At 41.7% G+C, this 24,894-nt stretch carries 16 protein-coding genes; 7 read left to right on the top strand and 9 right to left on the bottom strand.

Annotated features, from left to right (window positions below):
- Window positions 1-8: 8 nt before the first annotated feature.
- The 3 genes from ACWIWK_RS06880 to glnA form a co-directional block, all read right to left on the bottom strand.
- Complete coding sequence (locus tag ACWIWK_RS06880; protein ID WP_454152061.1) at window positions 9-3,695, bottom strand: Eco57I restriction-modification methylase domain-containing protein; 3,687 nt, start codon at window positions 3,693-3,695, stop codon at window positions 9-11.
- On the bottom strand, window positions 3,692-7,207 hold the full coding sequence (locus tag ACWIWK_RS06875) for a helicase-related protein (RefSeq protein ID WP_454152060.1): 3,516 nt from the start codon (window positions 7,205-7,207) through the stop codon (window positions 3,692-3,694). Before ACWIWK_RS06875 ends, ACWIWK_RS06880 begins: the two co-directional genes overlap by 4 nt.
- Before the next feature lie 695 nt (window positions 7,208-7,902).
- The gene (gene glnA, locus ACWIWK_RS06870) at window positions 7,903-9,336 is read right to left on the bottom strand and encodes a type I glutamate--ammonia ligase (RefSeq protein WP_454152059.1); all 1,434 of its coding nucleotides are present in this window, start codon (window positions 9,334-9,336) and stop codon (window positions 7,903-7,905) included.
- Window positions 9,337-9,532: 196 nt separating this feature from the next.
- Here glnA and lepA point away from each other — a divergent pair, with 196 nt between their 5' ends.
- Window positions 9,533-11,326 carry a translation elongation factor 4 gene (gene lepA / locus ACWIWK_RS06865; RefSeq protein WP_454152058.1) on the top strand — a complete coding sequence of 598 codons (1,794 nt, stop codon included), beginning with the start codon at window positions 9,533-9,535 and terminating at the stop codon, window positions 11,324-11,326.
- Here the strand turns inward: lepA and dapE are convergent.
- From dapE to ispG, 3 genes are read right to left on the bottom strand one after another with little or no spacing between them, the layout of a single operon-like run.
- Entirely contained in the window at window positions 11,303-12,475 is a 1,173-nt protein-coding gene (gene dapE, locus ACWIWK_RS06860; RefSeq protein ID WP_454152057.1) for a succinyl-diaminopimelate desuccinylase, read from the bottom strand. The two genes, lepA and dapE, sit on opposite strands and share 24 nt — an antisense overlap.
- Before the next feature lie 13 nt (window positions 12,476-12,488).
- On the bottom strand, window positions 12,489-13,673 hold the full coding sequence (locus ACWIWK_RS06855) for a ferritin-like domain-containing protein (RefSeq protein WP_454152056.1): 1,185 nt from the start codon (window positions 13,671-13,673) through the stop codon (window positions 12,489-12,491).
- Between the two features lie 32 nt (window positions 13,674-13,705).
- Window positions 13,706-14,776 (bottom strand): flavodoxin-dependent (E)-4-hydroxy-3-methylbut-2-enyl-diphosphate synthase, encoded by a 1,071-nt coding sequence (gene ispG / locus ACWIWK_RS06850; protein WP_454152055.1) that lies wholly within the window; start codon window positions 14,774-14,776, stop codon window positions 13,706-13,708.
- Window positions 14,777-14,910: 134 nt separating this feature from the next.
- Between ispG and hypA the strand changes: the two genes are divergently transcribed.
- The 5 genes from hypA (at window position 14,911) to ACWIWK_RS06825 (ending at window position 20,410) form a co-directional block, all read left to right on the top strand.
- The gene (gene hypA, locus ACWIWK_RS06845; RefSeq protein WP_454152054.1) at window positions 14,911-15,273 is read left to right on the top strand and encodes a hydrogenase/urease nickel incorporation protein HypA; all 363 of its coding nucleotides are present in this window, start codon (window positions 14,911-14,913) and stop codon (window positions 15,271-15,273) included.
- Entirely contained in the window at window positions 15,270-15,812 is a 543-nt protein-coding gene (locus ACWIWK_RS06840; protein ID WP_454152053.1) for a hypothetical protein, read from the top strand. The genes hypA and ACWIWK_RS06840 overlap by 4 nt, the downstream gene beginning before the upstream one ends.
- Window positions 15,812-16,951 carry a lipid-A-disaccharide synthase gene (gene lpxB / locus ACWIWK_RS06835; RefSeq protein ID WP_454152052.1) on the top strand — a complete coding sequence of 380 codons (1,140 nt, stop codon included), beginning with the start codon at window positions 15,812-15,814 and terminating at the stop codon, window positions 16,949-16,951. The genes ACWIWK_RS06840 and lpxB overlap by 1 nt, the downstream gene beginning before the upstream one ends.
- Before the next feature lie 139 nt (window positions 16,952-17,090).
- Complete coding sequence (ppsA, locus tag ACWIWK_RS06830) at window positions 17,091-19,520, top strand: pyruvate, water dikinase (protein ID WP_454152051.1); 2,430 nt, start codon at window positions 17,091-17,093, stop codon at window positions 19,518-19,520.
- A gap of 104 nt (window positions 19,521-19,624) precedes the next feature.
- Window positions 19,625-20,410, top strand: a complete 786-nt coding sequence (locus ACWIWK_RS06825; RefSeq protein ID WP_454152050.1) for a TerB family tellurite resistance protein — start codon at window positions 19,625-19,627, stop codon at window positions 20,408-20,410.
- Here the strand turns inward: ACWIWK_RS06825 and tilS are convergent.
- Genes tilS through ACWIWK_RS06810 form a run of 3 tightly spaced genes read right to left on the bottom strand, consistent with a single transcriptional unit; the run spans window position 20,407 to window position 23,696 of the window.
- On the bottom strand, window positions 20,407-21,474 hold the full coding sequence (gene tilS, locus ACWIWK_RS06820) for a tRNA lysidine(34) synthetase TilS (protein ID WP_454152049.1): 1,068 nt from the start codon (window positions 21,472-21,474) through the stop codon (window positions 20,407-20,409). The genes ACWIWK_RS06825 and tilS overlap by 4 nt on opposite strands.
- Window positions 21,471-22,313: a TIGR02757 family protein gene (locus ACWIWK_RS06815; RefSeq protein ID WP_454152048.1), complete on the bottom strand. Its 843-nt coding sequence runs from the start codon at window positions 22,311-22,313 to the stop codon at window positions 21,471-21,473. Before ACWIWK_RS06815 ends, tilS begins: the two co-directional genes overlap by 4 nt.
- 6 nt (window positions 22,314-22,319) lie before the next feature.
- On the bottom strand, window positions 22,320-23,696 hold the full coding sequence (locus tag ACWIWK_RS06810; RefSeq protein ID WP_454152047.1) for a sodium-dependent transporter: 1,377 nt from the start codon (window positions 23,694-23,696) through the stop codon (window positions 22,320-22,322).
- 155 nt (window positions 23,697-23,851) lie between these two features.
- Here ACWIWK_RS06810 and gap point away from each other — a divergent pair, with 155 nt between their 5' ends.
- Window positions 23,852-24,871, top strand: coding sequence for a type I glyceraldehyde-3-phosphate dehydrogenase (gene gap, locus ACWIWK_RS06805; protein ID WP_454152046.1), 1,020 nt, complete (start codon window positions 23,852-23,854; stop codon window positions 24,869-24,871).
- Window positions 24,872-24,894 lie beyond the last annotated feature (23 nt).

Genomic DNA, 24,894 nt, shown 5'->3' with positions numbered 1-24,894 from the left:
TCTAGATTCTAATCCGTGCGGAAGGCTATGTCGTAGTTTATGATAAAGTCTGTTTCCTCATCGCTCAAATCATACAGCGGGCAAATTAGCCTATCGATTTCATCGATTATGTGTTTGGATTTGCGGAGTTTGTAGGTTTTTACGCCATTGCTAAAATCTGCATTTTTCTCTATATCGCTTTCATATTTTTCGCCCAAATCGCATAATTGTTTTAGGACTTTATCGCTAAATGTTGGGATAGGAAATCGCTCAAATTCATACACATAGCTATGTCGTCCCTCGCTATAAGCATTTCTAAACCACCAAAAAAGAGTGCTTGACATTAGCGCGACTAACGCTTTTGAATCGCTCACCGCAAAACTCTTTTGCGTAGTGGATTCTGTCGTAGAATAACTTGTGTATAAATCATAATATCTACCGCCTGTGTCCCTATAATAGATTTGCTCATCGCCATTCATTGCGTCTTTTAGCGTGTGCGTTTGGGCGTAAAGCTTTTGCATTATAGATTTTTCGATAGGCAATCCTATCTTGCAAAACGCGCCATTTTGGATAAAATCAAGCGAATCTATAAAGTGCAATTTGTCGATTATCTCTGCGATAGAAGTAGTGCTGTGGCGTAGATTTACCTTTGTGGTAAAGAGATTTTTGGCTTTTGTAAGCGTCTTGGCAAAGTTTATGATACTTACTCGCTGGTCTGCGTTTGGGAAAATCCGCGCTGGTGCATTGCCGTAGTTGCTAACCTCAATCCATTCGCAATTATCCAAAAGCATTTTGTGGAGTTGCGTATTTGACTTGCTACTTGTTACGCTAAGTGGGACAATGTAGCTAAGATTGCCATTTTGGGCGAGTAAGTCAAAGCCCTTTTCTATAAAAAGTTTGTAAGTATCCAAAGTGCCTTGCTTGGCGTGTTTATAGGCGTTTTTAAATTTTTGCTTTTGGGGTTCATCGATTTTCGCACCGTAGGGTGGATTGCCTATCACAATGTCAAAAGATTCTACGCCAAACATATACGCGCTGTCAAAAAACTGCGCTGGTTTGGTATTGCTAAACGGGTCGTAGTCTAGGATAGGATTGTCCGCGAAATCTTGTCGCTGGACAGCTTGAATGGTGGTGGCGATTTTGGTGCGTAAAGTCATATATGCTTTTTGGATAGTGGATTTGGAGCTGTGGGCGTCATTGCGAGATTTTGCGTTAGGATTTGCCTTTTGTCCCCCCTCCCTTGCGGAGAGAGGGCTTAAGGGGTGGGTAGAATCGCCGTTTGCAAATTTTGCGGGACTATTATTTTGCGCTTTTAACCCACCCCCTGTATCCCCCTCCGCAAGGGAGGGGGAATATATTTTTTTGTCATATTGAGGTTTCGTAGAAACCGAAATATCTCTGTTTTGTATGTTTGAGATACTTCGGGCTTCGCCCTCAGTATGACAAGATTTTGGATTGCCACGACTTACGCTTGGCAAGTCTCGCAATGACGATTCGGTTGGATTTTGCGCGTGAGCGGTAAAGTATGCTTCGCGTAAAGATTTTAGCTCACGCATATCGGCTATATAGCCGTCATATTGCAGGGCATTATCTTTTGGCAGGGGAATGAGCGAATTTGCGCTAATGAATTTAAATTCTAAATTTGGCAGGGGGTTTGGCTCTTTATTATCGCTAAAATCCTCATCAATGATAAGGGATAAAAAGCAACGAAGTCGCGCGATTTCGGTAGCCATCGGCTGAATATCCACGCCATAAATGCACTCTTGCAAGATTTCGAGTTTGCGCGTATAAGGTGGGCGTGTGTCGCCTAAATCGCTTTGGATACGGATAATCTCACTCAAAATCCCCATAGGAAACGCACCCGAACCACAGGCGGGGTCTAGGATTTTGATATTATTTAGGGCTGTTAGGATTAGTCGCGTTTGCGCGTCATAGCAAGAATCTGCGACTTTGTCAAAAGTGGCAGATTCGTGGCAATCTATGGCTTTATTTTGTGGATTGCCACGAAAATCCTGTGGATTTTCTTGCAATGACGATTCTGGGGTATTTGGATTGCCACGATTTTGCTTCGCAAAATCTCGCAATGACGAATCAAACACAAGGTTTTCTAAAAATTGTAAATCGACTTTGTCTTTAAGCCGTGTTTGCAAATGCGCTAAAATCGCACTTCGCACCATATAGCGCACGATTTCGCGGGGCGTGTAGTAGCTCCCTGTGGCTTTGCGAAGGGTGTTTTTGTCTAGTTTTTCTACTTTGTTATCCGTAAAAAGTTGAGATAAAAGGCTCTCAAACACCGTGCCTAGCAACTCTGGGTCGAGGGCTACTTCTTGCTCACTAGGGCTTTGCTCATCAAGCGTGAAGTTATACATATCAAGCAACGCAAAAAGATTGCTAAAAGATTGATTTGGGATATGTAGGTCGTGGAGATGGGCGTGTGGATTTTGTGTGCTAAAAAAGTCATTATCTTGTGGGCTAAATAAGCCTCCATTTAGATAAGGTATCACGCTTAAAAGGTTAATGATTTGCTCGGGCAAAAAGTCATAATCGCGTGAATCTTTTGGCGTGTTTAGCGTGGTAAAAAAGAGTGGCTCTAATGCTTCGTGGTAATAATCTTTGCTTAAATTTGTATCCCAAATCGCGCAATTTATAATGCCTTTTTTCTCCAAAAATTTGCAAAATAAGATTCTGCAAAGTAGTCGCAAAACAAAACTGCGCTTGTCATACTCGCTAGCGTGTGTGGGGAAGTGGCTACGCTCTAAAATCTCTAAATATTGTGTAATGATTTTGTTATAAAACTCTTTGCTTACAGGCTCTTGGGAAAAGGCTTCCTCTAAATCTTTTTGCGTGAGTGGGGATTTTTGGGCTTTGGCGATGAGGTTTGCTAGGGCTTTTTGCGCGGTGGCGGTTTTGGTATGCCCTAAAATAAAACTTTGGCGTTTTAGGTTGGAGTAAGTGGGTTTGTTTGCTTCGTAGTCGTAACCGCTGGTGATTAAAGATAGGCGAAATTCGTTTGCAAATTCAGCTTTTTGCGAGATTGCACCATAGCTCAAATTCGCTTCATTGCGGCGCACGCTTAAGTGCGCCTCATTCGCTCTTTTTCGCTCTGGCACAATCTCATCAAAAATCTTAGAATTTGCTTTTTTTGTCATTGCGAGAGGATTCGTAGAATCCTCGTGGCAATCTATGTTTTTATTTTGGATTGCCACACTTGCTTTGCTCGTTTGCAATGACGGATTGTTTGGATTTACCCACCCCCTAACCCCCTCCGCAAGGGAGGGGGAAAGTGTGGAGTCGCCACGCGCAAGGGAGGTGGAAACCAAAGAAAATCCCTCCCCTTGCGGGAGGGATTTAGGGTGGGGTTCTTTTGCAAGGGAGAGGGAAGATTCAGAGTCGCCACGCGCTAACGAGGTAGAATCTGGCGTGTGGAAAATCGCTAAAATCGCGTCTAATCCTGCGTGTTTTAGGATAGATTTTAGCTCGGTGTGGATGCCCACTTTTGCGCGGATACTCTCACACTCAAAGATATATATGTCAAAATTTTTATTGCTAAGTTTGAAGTTCTCACAAATGGCGGTTTGGGATTTTAGTATGCTGTGGGACAATGTGCGCTTGTTTGGCTCTATGAAGTGGATTTGCGGGAAAATCTCTACTAAAATCGCTTTGAATGATTCTATCTCAAATGTGCTTTGTGTGAAATGTGTGATTTTGTCGTTCATTTGGTGTCCTTTGTGTGATTAGTTTTTGTCATATTGAGGGCTAAGCCTGAAATATCTCTATTGTCATTTTGAGCGGAGCGAAAAATCTCTTTTGTTGAGTGAGATACTTCGCTTTCTTGCGAAAGCTCAGTATGACAAGATTGTTTTTGTGGATTGCCACGACTTGCGCTTGGCAAGTCTTGCAATGACGGGGCTACTTGGTTTGCCACACTCGCTTTGCTCGTTTGCAATGACAACCCACCCCCTGTATCCCCCTCCGCAAGGGAGGGGGAAACTAAAGAAAGTCCCTCCCCTTGCGGGAGGGATTTAGGGTGGGGTATAGATTCCGCTAACGAGGGGGAATTTGTGGGGTTGTGTGGAAATGCTGAAATGGAGAGTTGGATTTGTGGGGTTTTGTCCTCTGTGGAGGGCGTGGGATTTTCTCTTGGGATTTTGTCTTGGCATTGTTGATAAATGCGCTCAAAATCCTCTTTGCTCTTTGCTTTGTCAATGTCTTTGTAGAGATTTGTCAAAATCCCTTTGTCTAGCACACGCACGATTGTTTCTATTTGTGCCTCGCTTAGCATAGAGTGGGCGTTGGTGATTTTTAGTCGGGCTTTTTGGACTTTGGGGTCTTTTGTGGTGTTTGGGATTTCAAATAGCGTGTCTTTGTGTGGTGCGCTAAATTGGGATTTGTGAAACTCTATAATGCGCTCTATATCGCTGTAATGCTGTGTGGTTTGGGATTTGGTAGGCTTTGTGGGTTTGGTGTTTATGCGGGATTTGAGATAGCGCGCCATTGTGAAAAAGTCGCTTGGATAAACCTTAGATTTTCTAGAATCTTCGCTGTGAATGGCGTAAAAATAGTTATTGCCACTTAGATTTTTCATATAGCAAAAGCATTGCAAAGTATCCGTGATAAAGGTGCGCGATTTTGGCTTTAGCGCGTGTATGCGAGCAAACTCATCGGGATTATTTACATAGAGCTTTTTAATGTCGTTTAAAAACTCCGTATCATCGCTTTTTTCATCTTGCTCTTTGTAAATCGTATCGCTAAAAAGCTTTTGTGTGCCAAACTCCTCGCTACTATCATAAATCGCGCTATCTTCCCCAAAAGTGAAATGAAAACTTTGGAGCTTTTGATATGCCTTAGCGTTAAATCCTAAAATCGCATCGCCTAAATTGCTAGGCTTAAAATTATAAATGTGGATTTTCTCGTGTGGCGTGCCTACGCGGTTTATACGCCCGATTCTTTGCATTAGATTTGTGGCACTCCACGGGGAGTCGTAGTTTATGATGATATGTGAGCGGTGGAGATTTACGCCCTCTGCGAGTGTGTCGGTGGTGATTAAGATATGAAAATCATTTTTTTTAGATTCGTAGTTTGCATCAAAGTTTTCGCGGATAGCTTGGGCGTTTGCTTCTCTATTGCTAGAATCGATTTTTAGGACTTTGTGGTTTGCTAGATTTGTCGCTAGATAATCCGCACTTGCCTTTGCCTCTGTGAAAATGATGATTTTTTCGCTTTTTTGGGTTTGGAAAAAGTCTTGCAACTTGGCTTTGAGCGTGTCTAATTTGGGGTCGGTATGTATTTCTTGCCATTTGGCTAGCAAAGTTTGGAGTGTGGCTAAATCAGATTGTAAATTTGCTTCATAGCTTGGAGCAAAATCCTCTTTTTGCAATATAAAGGCTTTGTCTTTGTCTAAATACTGCGCGATTTTCTCGCTCCCCTCATCGCTTAAAATATCATCGTAGAATGTGTAGAGATTGCTTAGGTATTTTGGGATTGCGATTGTGCCGTTGCTAAACATTTTTAGAAATGCTTTGAGCGAAGTGATTTGGGCGTTTAGCGTGGCTTTGAATGCTTCCATACTTGATTCAAAGCGTTTGAATGAAATGATTTTGATAAGTCCTGCTAGGCTTTGGGCTTTTTGGGTGAAGTTGCTTTTGCCATATTCTTTTTCAAATTTTGCTTTTCCGTTTTCATTTAGATTTGGATAAATGAGGTAGCGAAAATAGCCAAACTTGCCTATGGAGTTTTGCTGCTCATTTAGCAAATACAGGGTGTTTAGAGCTAGGGCGTGGGCTTTTTCTCCCAAATCATAGAGCAATTCGCTTGGTGGCAAAATCTGGGGAAACACAATATCTTGCTCCGCTAGATTTCGCGCAAAACTCTCAATACTCGTAATATCCGCCCTCGTGCGCCGAACCATAACAAAGCGCAATAATTTGTCTTTAATGTGCTGTGAAATGGCTTGGAGCTTTGCTTTTTGGGCGTTGATTGTGTCGAAGTCATCTTTGCTAAACGCGGATTCTAGCTCTTTTTTGATTTTTTTAAAATCGCTTTTTAGCGGGGCGAAAAATGCTTCTAAATTGTCTATGTCCTCGATATTGCAAGCAAGTTTGTCTTGGAAAAGGCAAAGTTGGGATTCTATATCTTGTGGGGAGTTTTTCTGCGGGGTGGCAGAGAGCAAAATCACTTTTTTACGCGCATTTTTAGGGGTCGGCGTCTTTGTGATATTTTGCAGGGCTTCATACCGCCCTGTGCTTGTGTGGGCTAGGTTGTGAGACTCATCGATGATGACTAGGCTATATTCGCTAGGATTTTTGACTTGCTTTTGGAGCATATCATAGCTTAGCACTTTGCGGTGATTTAGCCGCACTAGCTCTAAATGCTCCTCCCAATTTGCCTTTAAGGCTGCAGGGCAAACGACAAGGGTTTTAAAATGTTCATCTTCGCTTTCAAACTTTTTGGCAATGATAGAGGCAATGAGAGTTTTGCCAAGCCCTACGACATCGCTTAGGAAAAAGCCATTGTATTTTTGCAGTTTATCTAGCCCCTCGCTTACGGCGGTAAGCTGATAATCGGGCTTTTTAAACTTGCGCGGGAAAAAGGATTTAAGGCTAGAATCTACTTTGATTTTGTTTAGTCCAAAGTATTGAATTAAAAGTTTGTAATAAATCTCTTTTGGGGTGCATTCTTTGAGATAGGTGCGCTCTTTTATGGTGGATTCTAGCCTTACGGCATCCTCGCTTGTAAGCGCGATAGATTTGCCCCAAAGCTCCTCAAACTCAAAAAGCGCGTAGCCTATATCATCGCTATCTCTAGATTCGAGATTAAACTCGTAGTTTTTATACAAGCCGTTTTGGCTTAGATTTGAGCTACCTACGATAAGTGAGCCGTTGTAGTTTGTCTGCCCTGTGTGCGATGTGGTAGGCTCGGTGGAGAAAATGTAGAATTTTGCGTGGGTTGGCTTATCTTTGATGATACGGATTTGGAGTTTGGACTCTTTTAGCGCGGTGATGAGTAGCTCAAATGAAGTCTCGCTTGAAGCGCAATATGGCGCAGTAGCGAAATGCTCTGCTTGTGCGTGGTAAAAATTGTCCTTAAATGTGGCGAAAATCTCGTGTTGTTTATGCGGATTTCGCGCTAAATCCTCTGCTAAATGGTTTAGTTTGGCAGTTTGTAAATCTGCGTTTAATCCAACGAGAATGCGGATAGATTGAAATCGCGCGATTTTAGGCGCAATCAAATCCCATAAATGTGTAAATCCACTCGCGCGGAAAAAGCCTATGAGAAAGCACAAGTGCGTGATTTTTATGCTATCGTTGTTGATAATATCTTTGAATTTGTTTAAAAGGGTGTTTGGGTCGGTGTTGTTTGTGAATTTGGAATTTGTGGGCTTTTGGCTTGGGGCTATGGATTTGTGATTATCATTAGTGTGGGGATTTTGTGTATGGTAGTTTTGTGTTTGGGGATTTTGGCTAGAAGTTGTGGGATTGGTGTCTAAAGTTGGGGTTAGATTTTGGTTGTTATTAGAGAGAGAGAGAGGGCTTTATTTTGAGAATGGTTTGTATTCATTTTGTCCCCTTAGAGTTTTGTATTTTTTGTTTATTTTTGTTTTAAATTCTGTATTTGGCTTTGTCATTGCGAGCGCAATTTATTGCGCGTGGCAATTTATTTTTTGTCATATTGAGTTTGCGTAGCAAACGAAATATCTCTCTTATTGTCATATTGAGGCTTGAAAAAATCGAAATATCTCTAGATTCTAGATTTGTTTGAGATACTTCGCTTTTTGACAAAAGCTCAGTATGACAGGGTTTTGGATTGCCACGCGGATTTTGACAAATCCGCTCGCAATGAGGGCAAACATTCCCCCTCCATTGCGTAGGGCTTATGCAACGAACTATGGAAAATCCATCAAATCACCACTTTAAGCCCCACAACCTAGCAACTATAAGTCGTGATAAACTCAAATGGGTGTGGTCGCCCCTCCCACGGCCACACTTCGCTTTCAAATTTATATTGCTTGTAAGTTTGGATAAATTCCTCGCTAAAGACTTTGCCCTGCTTTAGGTAGTCTTTGTCTTGGAGCATTTCCTCGATAGCGTGGCGGAGCGTGTGCGGAAGCTGTTTGATACCTTTTTCGCGGATTTCATCAAGCGTGAGGGTAAAGAGATTGACTTCCATAGGCTTGCCAGGGTCGATTTTGTGCTCGATTCCATCTAGCCCTGCCATAAGCAATGCGCTAAATGCTAGGTAAGGATTGCTCGAGCTATCGGGGAATCGAAACTCCATTCGCTTTGCTTTTTCGCCACTATTGTATGGAATCCGTATGCTAGCAGAGCGATTTTGCGCAGAATAAGTGAGAATGCTAGGGGCTTCAAATCCGGGAATTAGCCGTTTATAAGAGTTTGTGCTAGCGTTGGTAAAGGCTGCTAGCGGGCGGGCGTGCTTTAGCACTCCACCTAAAAAATGCAATGCTATATCGCTAAGCCCCTGATATGCGTTGCCCGCGAAAAGATTTTTACCACCTTTCCAAATGCTTATATGCGTGTGCATTCCGCTTCCATTGTCGTTATACAGGGGCTTTGGCATAAATGTCGCAGTCTTGCCATTTAGGTGTGCTACCATTTTTACGACATATTTAAATTTTTGCACATTATCCGCAGCTTCTACTAGCGTGCCAAACTTCACGCCGATTTCGCCCTGCCCTTGTGCGACTTCGTGGTGGAGGACAAAGGTTTCTAATCCCACTTGGTTTAGCACTTTTACCATTTCAGCGCGCAAATCCATCATACTATCCACAGGAGGCACGGGGAAATAGCCTCCTTTTATGCCCGGGCGGTGTCCGATATTTACGCCATCAAACTCTTTGTCGCGATTCCAATCGCCCTCTTCTGTGTCGATTTCGTAGTATTGGCAATTCACCGCGCTTTTGATTTTGATAGAATCAAAGACAAAAAATTCATTTTCAGGTCCAAAATACGCCACATCGCCGATACCGCTAGATTTTAGGTATTCGCTTGCGCGTTTAGCGATAGAGCGGGGGCATTTCTCATAAGGCTCGTTTTTGTAAATATCCCAAATATCACAAAACACCACCACGGTGGTATCTGCGGTAAATGGGTCGATGAAATATCGCACGGGGTCTGGGATAAGAATCATATCGGATTTGTTGATAGGCTGCCACCCCTCAATCGAACTCGCATCAAAGGGGATACCCTCGAAACTATCCTCGCTCACGGCATTTGCGGAAAATCCAAGATGATGCCACACGCCTTTGATGTCTGTAAATCGAAAGTCGATAAACTCTACTGCGTTTTCTTCACAGAATCTAAAAAACTCCGCCACTACTTTTTTATCTATTTGTGTTTTCATTTTTTCTCCTTATAGAAATAGTTTGGCTAACTTATTTCACACGCGTGGCATTATATAACAAAATTGTTATAATACAAAAACCAAGAGATAAACGCAAAGCAAAATGTGTATTTTAAAATTTGCTTTTCTTAGGTTTGCTTTGCTACAATTTTGCTTAGATTTCATAATAATTTAACACAAAACTAAAAGGCACAAAATGCAAAATCTTATCCGTAATTTCTCTATCATCGCCCATATCGACCACGGCAAATCCACGCTCGCAGATAGAATCCTCCAAGTATGTGGCGCGGTGAGTGAGCGCGAAATGCACGCCCAAATGATGGATACTATGGATATAGAGCAAGAGCGCGGTATCACCATAAAAGCCCAAAGCGTGCGACTAAACTACGCCTACAAGGGCAAGACTTACACACTCAATCTCATCGATACCCCCGGACATGTGGATTTTAGCTATGAAGTTTCACGCTCGCTTAGCTCGTGTGAGGGGGCGTTGCTTGTCGTTGATGCTACACAGGGCGTAGAGGCGCAGACTATCGCAAATGTCTATGTCGCGCTGGATAATAATTTGGAGATTCTCCCTGTAATCAACAAAATCGACTTGCCCGCTGCTGACGCGCTCAAAGTCAGCATAGAGATTGAAGAGAGCATAGGGCTAGATTGCACCAACGCCCTGCAAGTGAGTGCCAAAAGCGGAGTGGGAATCCAAAATCTAATCGAAGCAATAATAGAGAAAATCCCCGCCCCAAGCGGGAATCCAAATGCACCCACAAAGGCGTTAATTTATGATTCGTGGTTTGATAATTATTTAGGCGCGCTAGCACTTGTGCGACTAAAAGATGGGAATCTCACGCAAGGAAGCGAAGTTCTCATAATGAGCACGGGCAAAAAATACGAGGTGCTTAGCCTTTATTATCCCCACCCCGTGCAAAAAATCGCTACCAAACAAATCTCTTGTGGCGAAATCGGTATCGTGTGTCTTGGACTAAAATCGCTTAATGACTTGCGCGTGGGCGATACGATTACAGATTCTAGTAATCCCACAGCTAAGGCTGTTGAGGGATTTATGCCTGCGAAACCATTTGTGTTTGCGGGGCTTTACCCGATTGAAACGGATAAATTTGAGGAGCTACGAGACGCACTTAATAAACTCGCCCTCAATGATTCCGCGCTTAGCTATGAGCCTGAAACTTCGGTAGCGTTGGGATTTGGATTCCGAGTGGGGTTTTTAGGACTGCTGCATATGGAGGTGGTAAAGGAGCGATTGGAGCGAGAGTTTGGGCTAAGTCTCATCGCCACTGCACCCACAGTGGTGTATGAGGTGCATTGCACGGACGGGAGTGTACTAAGCGTGCAAAATCCTAGCGAACTGCCCGAAGTGCAAAAAATCGCATTTATCAAAGAGCCTTTTGTGCGGGCAAATATCATAACCCCCAGCGAGTTTGTCGGCAATATCATAACGCTTCTCTCAAACCGCCGTGGCGTGCAAGAAAAAATGGACTATATCACGCAAAATCGCGTCCTACTGCAATACGCCCTGCCGAGCAATGAAATCGTAATGGATTTTTATGACAAGCTAAAATCTTGCACGAAGGGCTATGCGAGCTTTGATTATGAGCCCATAGAATCTAGAGAAGGGGATTTGGTGCGGCTTGATATACGCGTGGCAAACGAAATAGTCGATGCGCTCTCAATCATTGTCGATAGGAGCAAGGCACAAGAAAAAGGGCGCGCACTAGTCGAAGCGATGAAAGGGCTAATCCCGCGACAACTCTTTGAAGTGGCGATTCAAGCGAGCATTGGGAGCAAAATCATCGCACGCGAGACGGTAAAATCTATGGGTAAAAATGTAACGGCAAAGTGCTACGGAGGCGATATAACCCGCAAGCGCAAACTGCTAGAGAAGCAAAAAGAGGGCAAAAAGCGAATGAAAGCAATCGGCAAGGTGGATTTGCCTCAAGAGGCGTTCCTAGCGGTGCTTAAGATTGATTAGGAATCGTGCAAAGATGCTTTGTAACTGCCTAATTTGCTCTATTGGTACACATTCATCAATAGCGTGGATTCTATCATTAGTAACGCCAATTTCTACCACAGGTATCCCGCGTGCGCCAAAGAATCTCGCATCGCTCGTCCCACCACTCGTGCTTAACGCTGGCGTTATGCCACACACAGCTTGAATACTCTCTTGCATTAAGGCTACTAACGCATTATCGCGTTGTGTAATAAATCCTTGAGAGGTTTGCTTGATTGAAAGCTCAAAATCAAGCCCATCTAGCACTTTTTTAATATAAGATTCTATGTGCTCGACTTTTGTGGCTGGAGAATTACGCACATTAAACATTATAGTGAGTTTATCAGGCGTTACATTCACTACTTCCATACCGCCACGAATGTCCGTTATCACAAGTTTTGAAGGCTCAAAACTCTCATCGCCATTATCCAAATCCACCCCTGCCAAATCTCCCAAACGCACACCAAGAAGCTCTGTGGGGTTAATGCAATGTTGCGGATATGCCGCGTGTCCTTGTTTGCCAAAAATGGTGATTTTCCCATTTACGCTTCCACGCCGTCCAATCTTTATGGTATCGCCACAAACTTTCTCGCAAGTTGGTTCAGCTACGATTGCCATTGTGGGCAAAAGATTAAGATTCTCCAAATGCTTTAGCATATAGCGAGTGCCAAACTCTCCATCGCCCTCCTCATCACTTGTAAGCAAGATAGAAATCTTACAAGATTCTATAATTTTTGGATTCTCTTCTACAAAGGCTTTGAGTGCGCACACAAATGCACTTACGCCACTTTTCATATCTTGGCTTCCGCGTCCAAAAATACGCCCATTTTTCACTTCACCGCCAAAAGGATTCTCACTCCAGCCTTCCCCAGCAGGCACGACATCAATGTGTCCAGCAAAGCAAATATGAGGCTTGCCCACAGGACTAGAATCGTTAGTTTGAGAATCTTTGGTATGCAAAAATAAATTTTTTGTGCCATTTCTTTCCTGCGTGATACATTCAAATGGCAGATGAGAAAAGGCGTGCATAATTACTTTATAAATCCCGCATTCATTTGGCGTAACACTTGGATAAGTAATAAGTGTGCGCGTAAGCTCCACGCAATCAAGTGTTTTAGAATCGCTACTCATTGCTTCATCACCCCTACATAAAATTTGGCGTATGTGCCCTACTCATTTCATTGGCGAGTTCTTCATCAATGCCACAGGCGACAAGTCGTTGCGTGCGATTTGTCTGCATTTTTTTCTTAAGCTCATCTACGAGCTCAAGTCCCATTTTATACGCCTTTGCGCTATCATCGCCACCCGCATAAATGGCTAAAGATTCTATAAGGAGGGTGGATTCTGTGCTGAGCTCATCAAGATAATCTTTGCGTGAAAACACTGCATTTTTTAACAAAGTAATTTTTTGTGGATTTGCCTTTAGAGCGGTTTTTATATGCGCCATACCATAGGCTACATGACGAGATTCATCAATGCGAACGAGGTTAAAAATTCTCTTTGTTGGCGCATCTTTAGCATATTTTTCTAAAAAAGCGAGCAAATCAATAAATGTCCCCTCGCCCATTATATGGAGCAAAAAGCTTGATTTGACATAATCTTTTTCCCTAAAAAGCGTGTAAAGGCTTTGTTGTGTTGTTATGGTGGAATGTTGCAAACCAAGTCCTGTGGCTTTAGCGCGTTTGAAAAATACCTCAATATGGCGCGCCTCATCGCCTATGACACTAGAAAGAAAGAGCGGGACTTCAGTAAAAAACGGCGAAATGCGATTTAAGAAATAACTTGGAATATATAACGCGGAAAATTCATTTTCAATCAAATAAGTCATAATTTGAGCGAGTGCGCGCTCATACGCTGGGGGAAAATGCGCGATTTCACTCCACGCGATGTCATTTGTAGCATTCCATTGTGCGTTTTTAGCATCTTCATAGAGTTTTGTTACATTTTGCGTCCATACATTTTCCTTCGCGCCTAGCTCAAAATGATAATGAGGCACACCAATCTCACAAGCCACGCCTCTAGGAGCTAGCCCAATCTCTAATGGCGCAATGTCTTCTACGCTTGTAATGGGTGTAAGAAATTTATTGTGAGAAGTTTTTTGTAAATAATAGCTGTAAGTGTTTTTTAATGGCTTTTTAAAAAGAAACTTCTCGCCACTAAATTGCGCCCAAGAGCTAAGTTCAGATTCCAAATTATCAAAGTCGCTTAACACCTCAATTATATCTCCCTTATTTGCAAGCAAAAAAGCATTGTGTAATCGCAAAAAAAATGCCTTGCCAAGCGCAATATCTCCCAGCATTACACTTGCACTATGATTGAGAGATTCCAAACCACACCTCCTGCCAAACTTAGAAATATCTTTTAAGAATCTTGTTTGGCTCTTTGCTCAGCAAGATTAAATACTTCTTGCATAAAGATTTCTAAAATTTCATTTTCTTTATACTTGCCGACAAGCTCGCCCTCTTTGATAATAAGCCCCTCTTTCTTGCCAAAAGCAATGGCAATATCTGCGTGTTTGGCTTCACCAAGCGCATTCACAACACAGCCCATAACGCTAATTTGTAGAGGTGTTTTAATATGGGCGATTTTCTTTTCTACCTCTCTTACTGCGCTCACCAAATCCACTTCTATCCTCCCACAAGTAGGGCAAGATACAAGTGTAATGCCCTCTTTTTGCCGTCCGCTGTATTTAAGAATCATACGCGCTAAATTGACTTCTTCTTCTAACTCACCTGTGATAGAGCAACGCATTGTATCGCCAATGCCCTCCATTAAAAGCCCGCCTAACGCCATAGCAGACTTCACGCTTGAGTGTGCAAGTGTGCCCGCTTCTGTAACGCCCAAATGAAATGGATACTCAACCAAAGGGCGCAATCCACGATATGCCTGCATTGTGCTTACCACATCACTATTTTTAAGAGATATTTTAATGTTGTGAAACCCAAAATCCTCCAAAAGCCCAATGTTATACCGTGCAGATTCTATCATTCCTTGCGGTGTCGCGCCATATTTGCGCTCAAATTGCTTCTCCAAACTCCCACCATTTACCCCGATACGAATGGGAATCTTGCGCGCATTGCACGCATCAGCGACTGCCTTTATCTTCTCCTTACTGCCAATATTGCCCGGATTTATGCGAATGCAATCCACAGATTCTGCAGCAATAAGGGCAAATCTATATCGAAAATGAATATCCGCAACGATTGGCAGAGGCGAAACTGCTTTCAGTGTCTTAAGTGCTTTGGCGTCCTCTTCACTGCTTACCGCCACACGCACGATATTAGCACCCGCAAGAGCAAGTCTATCGATTTGAGCTTTTGTCGCCTCAATATCGCAAGTCTTACTAAAAGTCATACTTTGGATTGATATGGGCGCATCACCGCCAATGGCGACATTACCCACGAAAATTTGTTTGGTTTTTACGCGTTGCATTGTCTTTCTCACTCCTTGAAAGCAAAAGTGTTGTAATAAAATCAAATTGTAGCTTAAAAAAGGCTTGATAAGACTAAAAATTTTTTAAGATTTTGTATAATGCAAGGATATGCAATCTTGGCTAAAGGATAGCAATGCACGAGTATTCTATTGTAAGTGCGCTTTTGGAGCAATCTTGCGAAGTAGCAAGGACAAATAAAGCCCACAATATAGCGAGGATTGTCATTAGTGTAGGGAAGCATAGCGGAGTGGATAGCGAGCTTTTGGCAAATACTTTTGAGGTGTTTAGAAATGATTACGCTTTGTGTCAAAACGCCACTTTAGAGATTAAAAAGCAAGATATTGTGATTCTTTGCAAGGATTGCAAGCAAGAAAGCACACCAAGACAAATGCCCTACTCAAAGTGTCAAAAATGCGGAAGCAATGCCGTAGAAATCATACAGGGAAAGGATTTGCTCTTACTTAGTTTAGAGTTAGAAACAAAGGAAAACGCGTGAAAAAAGACATAGATTCTCAAATCTTTAACCAATTCTTACACCAAGACATTGAAACAATGAGCCTATGGGAAGTGATGAATATTTTTGAAAAGCAACGCACGGAGTTTAGAATTGAAATAGCAAATTATCAAGACGAAATCAAACAAACAAAAGAGGAGCTAAAACAACTACGCGAGCAAATCAGCGTCCTCAAAAAACAAAAAGCACACTTAGAATCCATCATCGATGAAAAGCAACAAAGCCTCCCAGACAAGACTCCAGACCCAAAATATCGTGTAGATAAACTTCTAAAACTAGAACTCCAAAACAAACGATTGCAAATTGAAGTGCGCGATTTAGCTCAAGAGCTCGAATTAGAGCAGCGCGACAAGCAAAATTACCAACACAAGCAAAATAGACAAGATAAAAAAGCACAGCAAATCCTCCAATCGCTCGATGACCTTGAGATTTTAAACAATCTCTCGCAAAGCAACAAAAACACAGAATCTAGCGTGGATTCTTGCGTATTAGAAAATTCTACTAATACAAAGGAAGACTAATGCGTATTTTTATCAGTGCTTTAGAACCAAGTGCCAATATCCACTTGCGCGAACTTGGCAAGCATTTAAACGAGTTAGCACGCACAAATAAAGAAAAAGTCGAGTTGCTCGGGATTTTTGATTGCAGTGTGTTTGAGAATCTCCAATACATAGATGTAAAATCAAGCTACGAATTAAGCGCATTTGCAACTATGGGCTTTGTTGATGTGCTTAAGCGAATCTTTTTCTACAAGCGCGTGAATGATGAAATGGTGCAACTCGCCAATACCTGTGATAAAGCACTGCTTATTGATAGCTCGAGCTTTCATATCCCACTAGCAAAAGGACTAAAAAAACTTCGCAAAAATAACAAAAAACCTGAAATAATGTATTACATTCTCCCTCAAGTGTGGGCTTGGAAACCTTGGAGGGCAAAGACTATTGAGAAGTTTTGTGATAGAATCTGCGCTACTCTCCCATTTGAGCTCTCACTCTATCCTAATGCACTCAAAGAAAATCGTGCAGAATTTGTCGGGCATCCATTGCTTGATTCCCTTCCATTAAAGTCCATAAAAGCGCGTGGCGAGAATATCGTATTTATGCCCGGCAGTCGCAAAAGCGAAATAAAGCGTATTTTCCCGCTCTTTATAGAACTCTCACAAAAACTCAATGATAGCCCAAAAGTGCTGGTGCTCCCAATTCATTTTGCCAAACTGAGCAAACAAGAACTGTATAAAATTTATGGACAAGAAATTGAAAATTTTAGCGTAAGCTTTGATGCGGTGTTTCATTTGCAATCGTGTAAGTTTGCTTTCATCTGCTCTGGCACAGCAACACTACAAGCTGCGCTATTGGGTGCGCCATTTTGCCTTGCTTACACAATGCGCAAGGTTGAATTTTATATCGTTAGAGCATTTGTGCATTTAAATGTCGTAGGATTGGCAAACATTTTATACCAAGCGGCTTTGGGACAACCCGTTGGCAAAGGCGAAGCAAGACTGCATAATGAGTATATCCAAGATGATTTAAGTGTGCAAAACCTCCTAAAAGGTTATGAAAATTTTAACTATGAAACATATACAAAAGAATCAAAAAAACTAAGAGAGTATTTGATGCAAGGCAGTTCAGAGCGGATTGCGCAGATTCTTATGCAATCTTAATAAAGAATTAAGGATAAAACAATGGTGTTTCAAAAAAAATAACGATGTTACAAAAAATGATACAATTTATAGAATCTTAAATATTGGTTGATTAGAATATTTTAAGATTCATTAAATAAAAAACCAACAAGGAGAAAGTGTGAAGTATATTAAGTTTTTCAAGGAACTAAACAACAAAGATGTGCCTATCGTAGGTGGTAAAAATGCTAGTATTGGCGAGATGTTTCAAGAATTAGCAAGCGAAGGAATAAAAGTGCCAAATGGCTTTGCTATCACAAGTGAGGCGTATTGGTATCTGTTGGATTCTGGTGGAATCCGCCAAAAAATCATCGACTTGCTTAAGGGTGTAGATGTAACCGAAATCGATGTGCTTAAAACGCGCTCGAAAAAAATCCGCGAGCTTATCTTTGGCACGCCATTCCCTGAAGACTTACGCGAAGAGATTTTCACTGCATATAAAAAACTTAGCGATGAGTATAATATGCGTGAAGCAGATGTCGCCGTGCGAAGCAGTGCCACAGCAGAAGATTTGCCCGATGCGAGCTTCGCTGGGCAACAAGACACTTATCTCAGCATTAAGGGCAAGGCAGAGCTTATCCACTACATTAAGTCGTGCTTTGCTTCATTATTTACTGATAGGGCTGTGAGCTATCGTGCGTCAAGAGGATTTGACCATTTTAAAGTCGCTCTTTCTGTGGGCGTGCAAAAAATGGTGCGTGCAGATAAGGCTTCCGCTGGGGTGATGTTTAGCATTGATACAGAGACGGGCTTTAAAGATGCTGTGTTTATTACCTCATCTTGGGGACTTGGTGAAAATGTCGTAGGGGGGACGGTCAATCCTGATGAGTTTTATGTATTTAAACCAACACTAAAAGATGGCAAACGACCTATTATCAAACGACAACTAGGGCATAAACACCAAAAAATGGTCTATGCTCCACGAGGAAGCGAACACCCAACAAAAAATATCAAAACAACACAAAAGGAACTTCGCACTTTTTCCATAACCGATGAGGACATTTTAACCCTTGCGCGTTATGCGGTAAAGATTGAGGAGCACTATACTAAAGAAGCGGGTGAATATCGCCCTATGGATATGGAGTGGGCAAAAGATGGCGATAGTGGCGAGATTTTTATCGTTCAAGCGCGACCTGAGACTGTGCAAAGCCAAAAACTTAAAAATCAAGGTGGCAATCGCTTAGAGAAATTCAAATTTGTCAATCCAAATGAAAATAAAGAAGTTCTTTTGACAGGACGCGCCATTGGTGGCAAGATTGGATTTGGAAAAGTGCGTATTATCAATGACTTAGAGCATATGAATACCTTTAAAGAGGGGGAGATTCTCGTAACGGATAATACTGACCCTGATTGGGAGCCAGCGATGAAAAAAGCAGCTGCGGTGATTACTAATCGTGGCGGGCGCACTTGCCACGCAGCGATTGTAGCGCGTGAAATTGGCGTGCCTGCTATCGTAGGTGCAGCAGGAGCGACTGATAGACTTTATACAGGAATGGAAGTTACAGTCTCTTGCGCAGAGGGTGAAGAGGGCTATGTATATGCTGGGGAGTATAAATACGAAATCGAAGTTGTTGAGTTAGACAATCTTGGCAAAACAAAGACAAAAATTTATATGAATGTTGGGAATCCAGAAAAAGCCTTTAGTTTCGCTCATTTACCAAATTCAGGAGTTGGCTTGGCACGAATGGAACTTATTGTTTTAAATCAAATTAAAGCACACCCCCTTGCGCTACTTGATATTCAAAATGGCAAAGGCAAAGAAATCAAAGAAAAAACAGCGATTGAAAAACTTATGGCAGGCTATGAAAGCCCCAAAGACTTCTTTGTCAAAAAAATCGCTGAGGGCATTGGTATGATTTGCTCAGCCTTTTACCCAAATCCTGTCATCGTGCGCACTAGCGACTTTAAATCAAATGAATATCGAGGAATGATAGCAGGGAGTTATTACGAACCGCAAGAAGAAAATCCAATGCTAGGATACCGCGGGGCGAGTAGATATTACTCTGATTTATATCGCAATGCGTTTGAATGGGAATGTGAGGCATTAGCAATGGTGCGCGATGAAATGGGATTGGGCAATATGAAAGTAATGATTCCGTTTTTACGCACTCCTGAAGAGGGCAAAAAGGTGCTTGAGATTATGCGGCGTAATGGATTAGAATCTGGGCGCAATGGATTAGAAGTTTATGTAATGTGCGAATTGCCTGTGAATGTGATTTTAGCCGATGAATTTTTACAACTCTTTGATGGATTCTCCATTGGCTCAAACGACCTCACACAGATGACTTTAGGCGTAGATAGAGATGGACAGCTAGTAAGCCATATCTTTGATGAGCGCAATCCAGCAATGTTTGTGATGTTTAAAAAAGCCATAGAAGCGTGCAAAAAGCACAATAAATATTGTGGAATCTGCGGGCAAGCACCAAGTGATTACCCAGAAGTAACGGAATTCCTTGTGAAAGAGGGTATTAGCTCGATTTCACTGAATCCAGATTCTGTGGTGAAAACTTGGCAGTTTGTCGCCGAGCTAGAAAAAAAGCTCAATAGATAACTTGCAATTTTAAAGTATTGGCGAAAAATCCACTTTTTGCGTGAAATTTCATACAAAGTGGATTTGGTTTTGCTAAAATACTTTATATTTTTAGGGGGAAGTGTATGGAATTTATTTTATTACTCATTGGTGCTGGTGTCGCGTATTTTTTGTATATTACCCTACAAGATTATCTTAAAAATCCGCTCCACCCGCAAGAATTCACAAAGGCACCAAGTCCTAGCCCAATGCCAAGAGTGAGCTTTGTCGATGATGAAAAAAATCGTGCATATAATAAAGCCAAAGAAAGCGAATATGGAATCTTAAGTGCGATTTTAGGTGTATTTTGCCGTGCCGATGGAAACGCTTGCGAAGCACAATGCGTGCTCGTGGAAGATATGATTGATGAAATGGCAAAAGATTCTAGCAAAATAAGCAAAGAAAATTTATTGGAAATCTACAATGACGCAAACCCGAGAGATTTAGAACAGCTTTGTATGGACTTTAACGAAAAAACAAAGGGCGAGTATAAAAAGCGATTAAAGGTTGTAGAGTTTTTATTTGTGCTGGCGTATGCGGATAATGAATTTTGCGATGCTGAAAGAGAGATGATTATTGACATTGCTGCGTATTTTGAAATCGACAATGACGACTTTAATAAAATTTATGACGGATTTGAGTCATTATACACTGGTGGCGAGCAATTAAGCAAACAAGAAGCCCTAGAGGTTTTAGGCTTACAAGAAGGCTTTAGTGATGAAGAGTTAGAATCTGCGTATGCGGAAGTTTTGAAAAAGACAAAAGGCACGGTGCTCGATAACAAAAATATCTCAAAAACAATACTTGAAACAAATGCTCCACTTTTACAAAAAATAGAAAAAGCCTACCAAACGCTAAGAGCAACTAATTAACGAGCGAGATTCTGTATTTTTAAGAGCATTTGCTCTAATGCCTTGTCATAGATTTTTGCTTCAAATAATGCAGGGCGAATGTTTTTGGGAATTTTTTTCACGCGATATTGCTCTTTAATGTGTTTAGGCATACTTATCTTTTTTTTGCTTGCACGCTTTGTGATAAATATCCACTCTCTACTACTCCCCACGATAAAGCATTCTCCTGTCTTACAAATCTCTATATGATAATCTAAGCGCACTAATTCCTTGCGTTGTTTTACACTCATCACATAACCCAAAGATTTAAGCGCACTATCAATGCTTTGGAGATTTATTTCCCTCACGCTATGTAATGGCGCGACAAAGAGCATTGGTGTGATGCGCATAGGCGCGATAAACAACTCACGCACTTGAGTGTTAAGAATCTCTAAGGTTTGCAAGATTCCACTTTTATGCCTTGCAAGGAGCTTGTTGGCAAACTCCAAGCGAATGTAGTTGCGTGTAAATTGCATATCTTCATTGCTCTCATCGGTAAAAAACTTAATATTGTGTGCGTGCAAATACGCCACAATTTCATCGCGAGAAATTTCGCACATTGGACGCACAATGTAAAAATCTTCACTCTCTTGCACACCACGAAATCCACTCAATCCACAAATCCCACTCCCACGACACAACTGCATTAAAAGCCACTCTAGCCTATCATTAAGCTGATGGGCTACAATGAGGTTGCTATAATGGTGCTCTTTACAAAGAGAGTGAAAAAATTCATAGCGGATAGTGCGGGCATTATGCTCGAAGTTTGAGGAAATGTGCTTTGCATTATGGACAAAAACTCGCTTGCCATAAGTCTTTGCAAGTTCTTTGGCATACGCCACCTCATCGCTAGATTGTGCCCGCACAGCATAATTTACAATCGCTATATCAAAGGGGATTTGGTGCTCAAGCAGTGCGTGAAACAACGCACTAGAATCCACCCCACCAGAAAAGGCAAGGAGATTCTTTACGCGCGTATCGCTTGCGGGGGATTTCTTGTGATCTTCTTTTTTGGTGCGTAATATATCAAGGTAGCGTAGATTCACAATAATTCCTGTATAGTCGCTCTATGTGTCTGTCCTAGCCGATAAAGCACGAAATCATACTTTATGGGGTCATCTTTACAAAGCGTTTGTAAGTATGCAGTGAGTTCTAACGCGGAGTGCAAATCCGCACTTTTGCGCGAAATGCACCCAATCTCTCGTCCAAGCCTAAAAGTGTGAGTATCAAGCGGGATAATGAGCTCTCGCGGGCTAATCTCATCATTCCAAATGCCAAAATCAATGTTGTCCTTTCTCACTAGCCATCGCGCAAACATATTCCATCGTTTTAAGGGACTTTTTGTCTTAGCATTAAATGCGTGCGTTATAGAATCTGCGCTCAAATCTTGTGGCACACTCCCTAACGCAAAATCCACTCCATAGCTTATCTCACCCATATCGTGCGCATACACGCGCAAAGAATCAATACTATGATAAATAGCATTTAAAATTCTGTGTGGTGTGTATTGGCTTTGATGAAATCCCTGCATAAAAATCTTTTTAATCCCTCCCTCAGCAATCAAGCGTGCAAATAGCGCAAAGAGCATTCTTATATCTTGCTCGCTTTGAAAGCGATAATACAAAGAAGTTGGCGCGCTAGATTCTACAAAAGTAAGAGAATCTAAGCGTGCAAAATCAATTCGCCCCAAAAATTTCACAATCTCTTTTGCGCTGCCATAGGAGAGCAACGCACAAAAAAGGGCAATTTCTGCAAAATGTTTATGCCCCTCATATTTTCGCACCACAAGCAATGGGTCTGGGTTTTGTTCATTGATATTATTCCTAATGTTATATGCCTCATAATGCTTGTCTAAAAAATCTTTTTGGCAAAGAAAATGCTTCATTCAACGCTAATCGCTTGCAGGGATTTGTGAGGCAATCTCCCACACCAAAATCGCTATAATCACAATAGGTGCGACAAACCGCACGATAAAAAACCAAACACTAAACTGCCATTTGTTGAAAAAATGCTCGCTTGCTTTGGCTAAAAACTCTTTTTTCAAACAATACCCCACAAATACAATGGCTAAGATTCCCCCTATTGGCATAATAAAATCGCTAGAGACAAACGCCACAGTATCAAAAAGACTTTTGCCAAAAATACTAAAACTCTCAGCCAAACTTGGTTGTGAGCTTAAGATAATCACCTCGCCAAAAGCCCATATACAAAGACTAACAAGCCAAGTGCTTTTGTTTTGTGAGATATTAAACTTCTCTTTTACCACTGCCACACAAGGCTCTAAAATAGAGATAGTCGAGGTAATGCCAGCAAAAATCACTGCGATAAAAAACAACGCACCCACCACTTGCCCGACACCTTGAGCGATTTCTGCATTCATTTTACCAAAGGCAAGTGGCAAAGCCTTTAAAATAAGTCCTGCGCCTTGTGAGGGTTTCTCGTCAAACTCATATAAAAACGCAAAAATCATCAACCCCGCAATCAGTGAAATCACAATACCACTAAACACAATCCACAAAGATGATTTTAGTAGATTTTGCTTCTCTTGGGTATAAATCGCATAAGTAACCATTGTCCCCACACCAAGCGAGAGGGAGAAAAATACCTGCCCCATAGCCTCGATAAACACACGCGGAGTGATTTTAGTAATATCAAAACTAAACAAAAACTCCGCACTTTGGGCAAACCCACTCATCGTGCAAGCATATACAAGCAATCCAATAAAAATGACAAAAAGCAATGGCATAAAAACGACATTACACCGCTCTATGCCATCTTTTATCCCCTTTGCCACGACAAAAGCCGTAAATGCAAGCATCGCGCTAAAGCACACACTCTGAATCCAAAACGAATACACAGCGAGGTCTTCAAACATTTCTTTTGCCTCTTGCGTGCTACTTGGATACGCGCTAAAGCCAAGTCCTAAATAATAAAAAATCCAACCCAAAATAATGGCATAAAATGAGAGGATAAAAGGACCGCCAATGACGGTAAATCCAAACCAACCAAAACGCGGATTCTCTTTTGTGTGAGAATTTTTTGCCATAAGTGCGGGATAGCAATCAATCGCATTTTTACGCGCTGTATGCCCGATGAGCATTTCTACCACAAGCATCGCCACACCAATGCTTAATGCCAAAATAAGATAAAGCACTACAAACGCTCCACCACCATTCTCTCCAGCCATATATGGAAATCTCCAAATATGCCCTAACCCAATGCTACTGCCTAGTGCGGCAAGCACAAATCCAATTTTTGAAAAATTCATCACTAATCCTTAATAATACTCTTTTGCTATTCTAAAACGCCTACTTTTCCATTAGTTATGTAAGCAAATGTATTTCCAAAATAACGCCTAAAATAATCAAAAACACAAATCGTGTGCTAGAATTATCGCCTTTAGATTCTAAAAAGGATAAAAGAATGCGAAAAATTGCATTAAATGGGCTTGGACGACTTGGTAGAAGTATCGTGCGCGAGGGCATTAAGCGCAGTGATGTCGAGTTTGTCGCACTGCACGATATTGCTAATGGAGAAATGCTCGCATATTTGCTAGAAAATGATTCTGTGCATAAACGCATATTTGAAAGTGTAACTTTCACGCCAAAAGATGAACATTATGGAATCTTAGAGTTTAAAGCAATCTCCCCTCACATACAAAATGTAACAATCCCACTTTTTTGCAATATCCCTAGAAATGAGCTTGACTTAAGCAGTGCTGATGTGGTGGTGGAATCAAGCGGGAAATTTTTAGATTGTGCTTCAATGCAAACACATTTAGCAAAAGGCGTGAAAAAAGTCATTATCTCCGCGCCAGCTATTGATGATACGCCCACATTTGTGCTGGGTGTGAATGATGAATGCTATAACAACGAACCAATTATCTCTAATGCTTCTTGCACGACAAACTGCCTCGCACCCATTGCTAAAGTGCTAGATTCTGAATTTGGGATAGAATCTGGCGTGCTTAGCACCATTCACAGCTACACTTATGACCAAAACCTGCTCGATAACGCGCATAAAAGCGACAAACGGCGTGCGCGCACCGCAGCACTAAACATTATCCCCACAAGCACAGGCGCAGCAAAAGCCCTCTATAAAGTGCTCCCAAACCTCAAAGACAAATTACACGGGCATAGCTTGCGCGTGCCTGTGGCTGATGTCTCAATGGTGGATTTTAGCGTGAAGTTGCGTAAAAATCCAAGTGCTAAAGACATAAATGACGCACTCAAAAACGCAAGCAAAAGCACAATGAAAAAAATCCTCCAAATCGATGAGAGATTCCGTGTGAGCAGTGATTTTATCGATAATTCGTATAGTGGCATTGTGGCGAGCGATTTGACTTTCACCCTACCAAATGGACTAGCAAAAGTAATGGCGTGGTATGACAACGAATGTGGTTACGCTAATAGAATCCTTGATATGGCGAAGTTTATCGGCTAGATTCTTAAAAACTCTACTTAAAT

The sequence above is a fragment of the Helicobacter sp. 23-1048 genome, assembly GCF_053654545.1.
Note: the sequence above shows the minus strand (reverse complement) of the source record. Positions and strands in the feature narration are given on the sequence as shown.

Excerpts from the sequence above, each read along its gene's own strand:
- ACWIWK_RS06815 (WP_454152048.1), bottom strand. The coding sequence starts at position 22,313 with ATGAAGCATTTTCTTTGCCAAAAAGATTTTTTAGACAAGCATTATGAG.
- dapE (WP_454152057.1), bottom strand. The coding sequence starts at position 12,475 with ATGAGTAGCGATTCTAAAACACTTGATTGCGTGGAGCTTACGCGCACA.
- lepA (WP_454152058.1), top strand. The coding sequence starts at position 9,533 with ATGCAAAATCTTATCCGTAATTTCTCTATCATCGCCCATATCGACCAC.
- ACWIWK_RS06810 (WP_454152047.1), bottom strand. The coding sequence starts at position 23,696 with ATGAATTTTTCAAAAATTGGATTTGTGCTTGCCGCACTAGGCAGTAGC.
- ispG (WP_454152055.1), bottom strand. The coding sequence starts at position 14,776 with ATGCAACGCGTAAAAACCAAACAAATTTTCGTGGGTAATGTCGCCATT.
- gap (WP_454152046.1), top strand. The coding sequence starts at position 23,852 with ATGCGAAAAATTGCATTAAATGGGCTTGGACGACTTGGTAGAAGTATC.
- lpxB (WP_454152052.1), top strand. The coding sequence starts at position 15,812 with ATGCGTATTTTTATCAGTGCTTTAGAACCAAGTGCCAATATCCACTTG.
- ACWIWK_RS06880 (WP_454152061.1), bottom strand. The coding sequence starts at position 3,695 with ATGAACGACAAAATCACACATTTCACACAAAGCACATTTGAGATAGAA.
- ACWIWK_RS06825 (WP_454152050.1), top strand. The coding sequence starts at position 19,625 with ATGGAATTTATTTTATTACTCATTGGTGCTGGTGTCGCGTATTTTTTG.
- hypA (WP_454152054.1), top strand. The coding sequence starts at position 14,911 with ATGCACGAGTATTCTATTGTAAGTGCGCTTTTGGAGCAATCTTGCGAA.
- glnA (WP_454152059.1), bottom strand. The coding sequence starts at position 9,336 with ATGAAAACACAAATAGATAAAAAAGTAGTGGCGGAGTTTTTTAGATTC.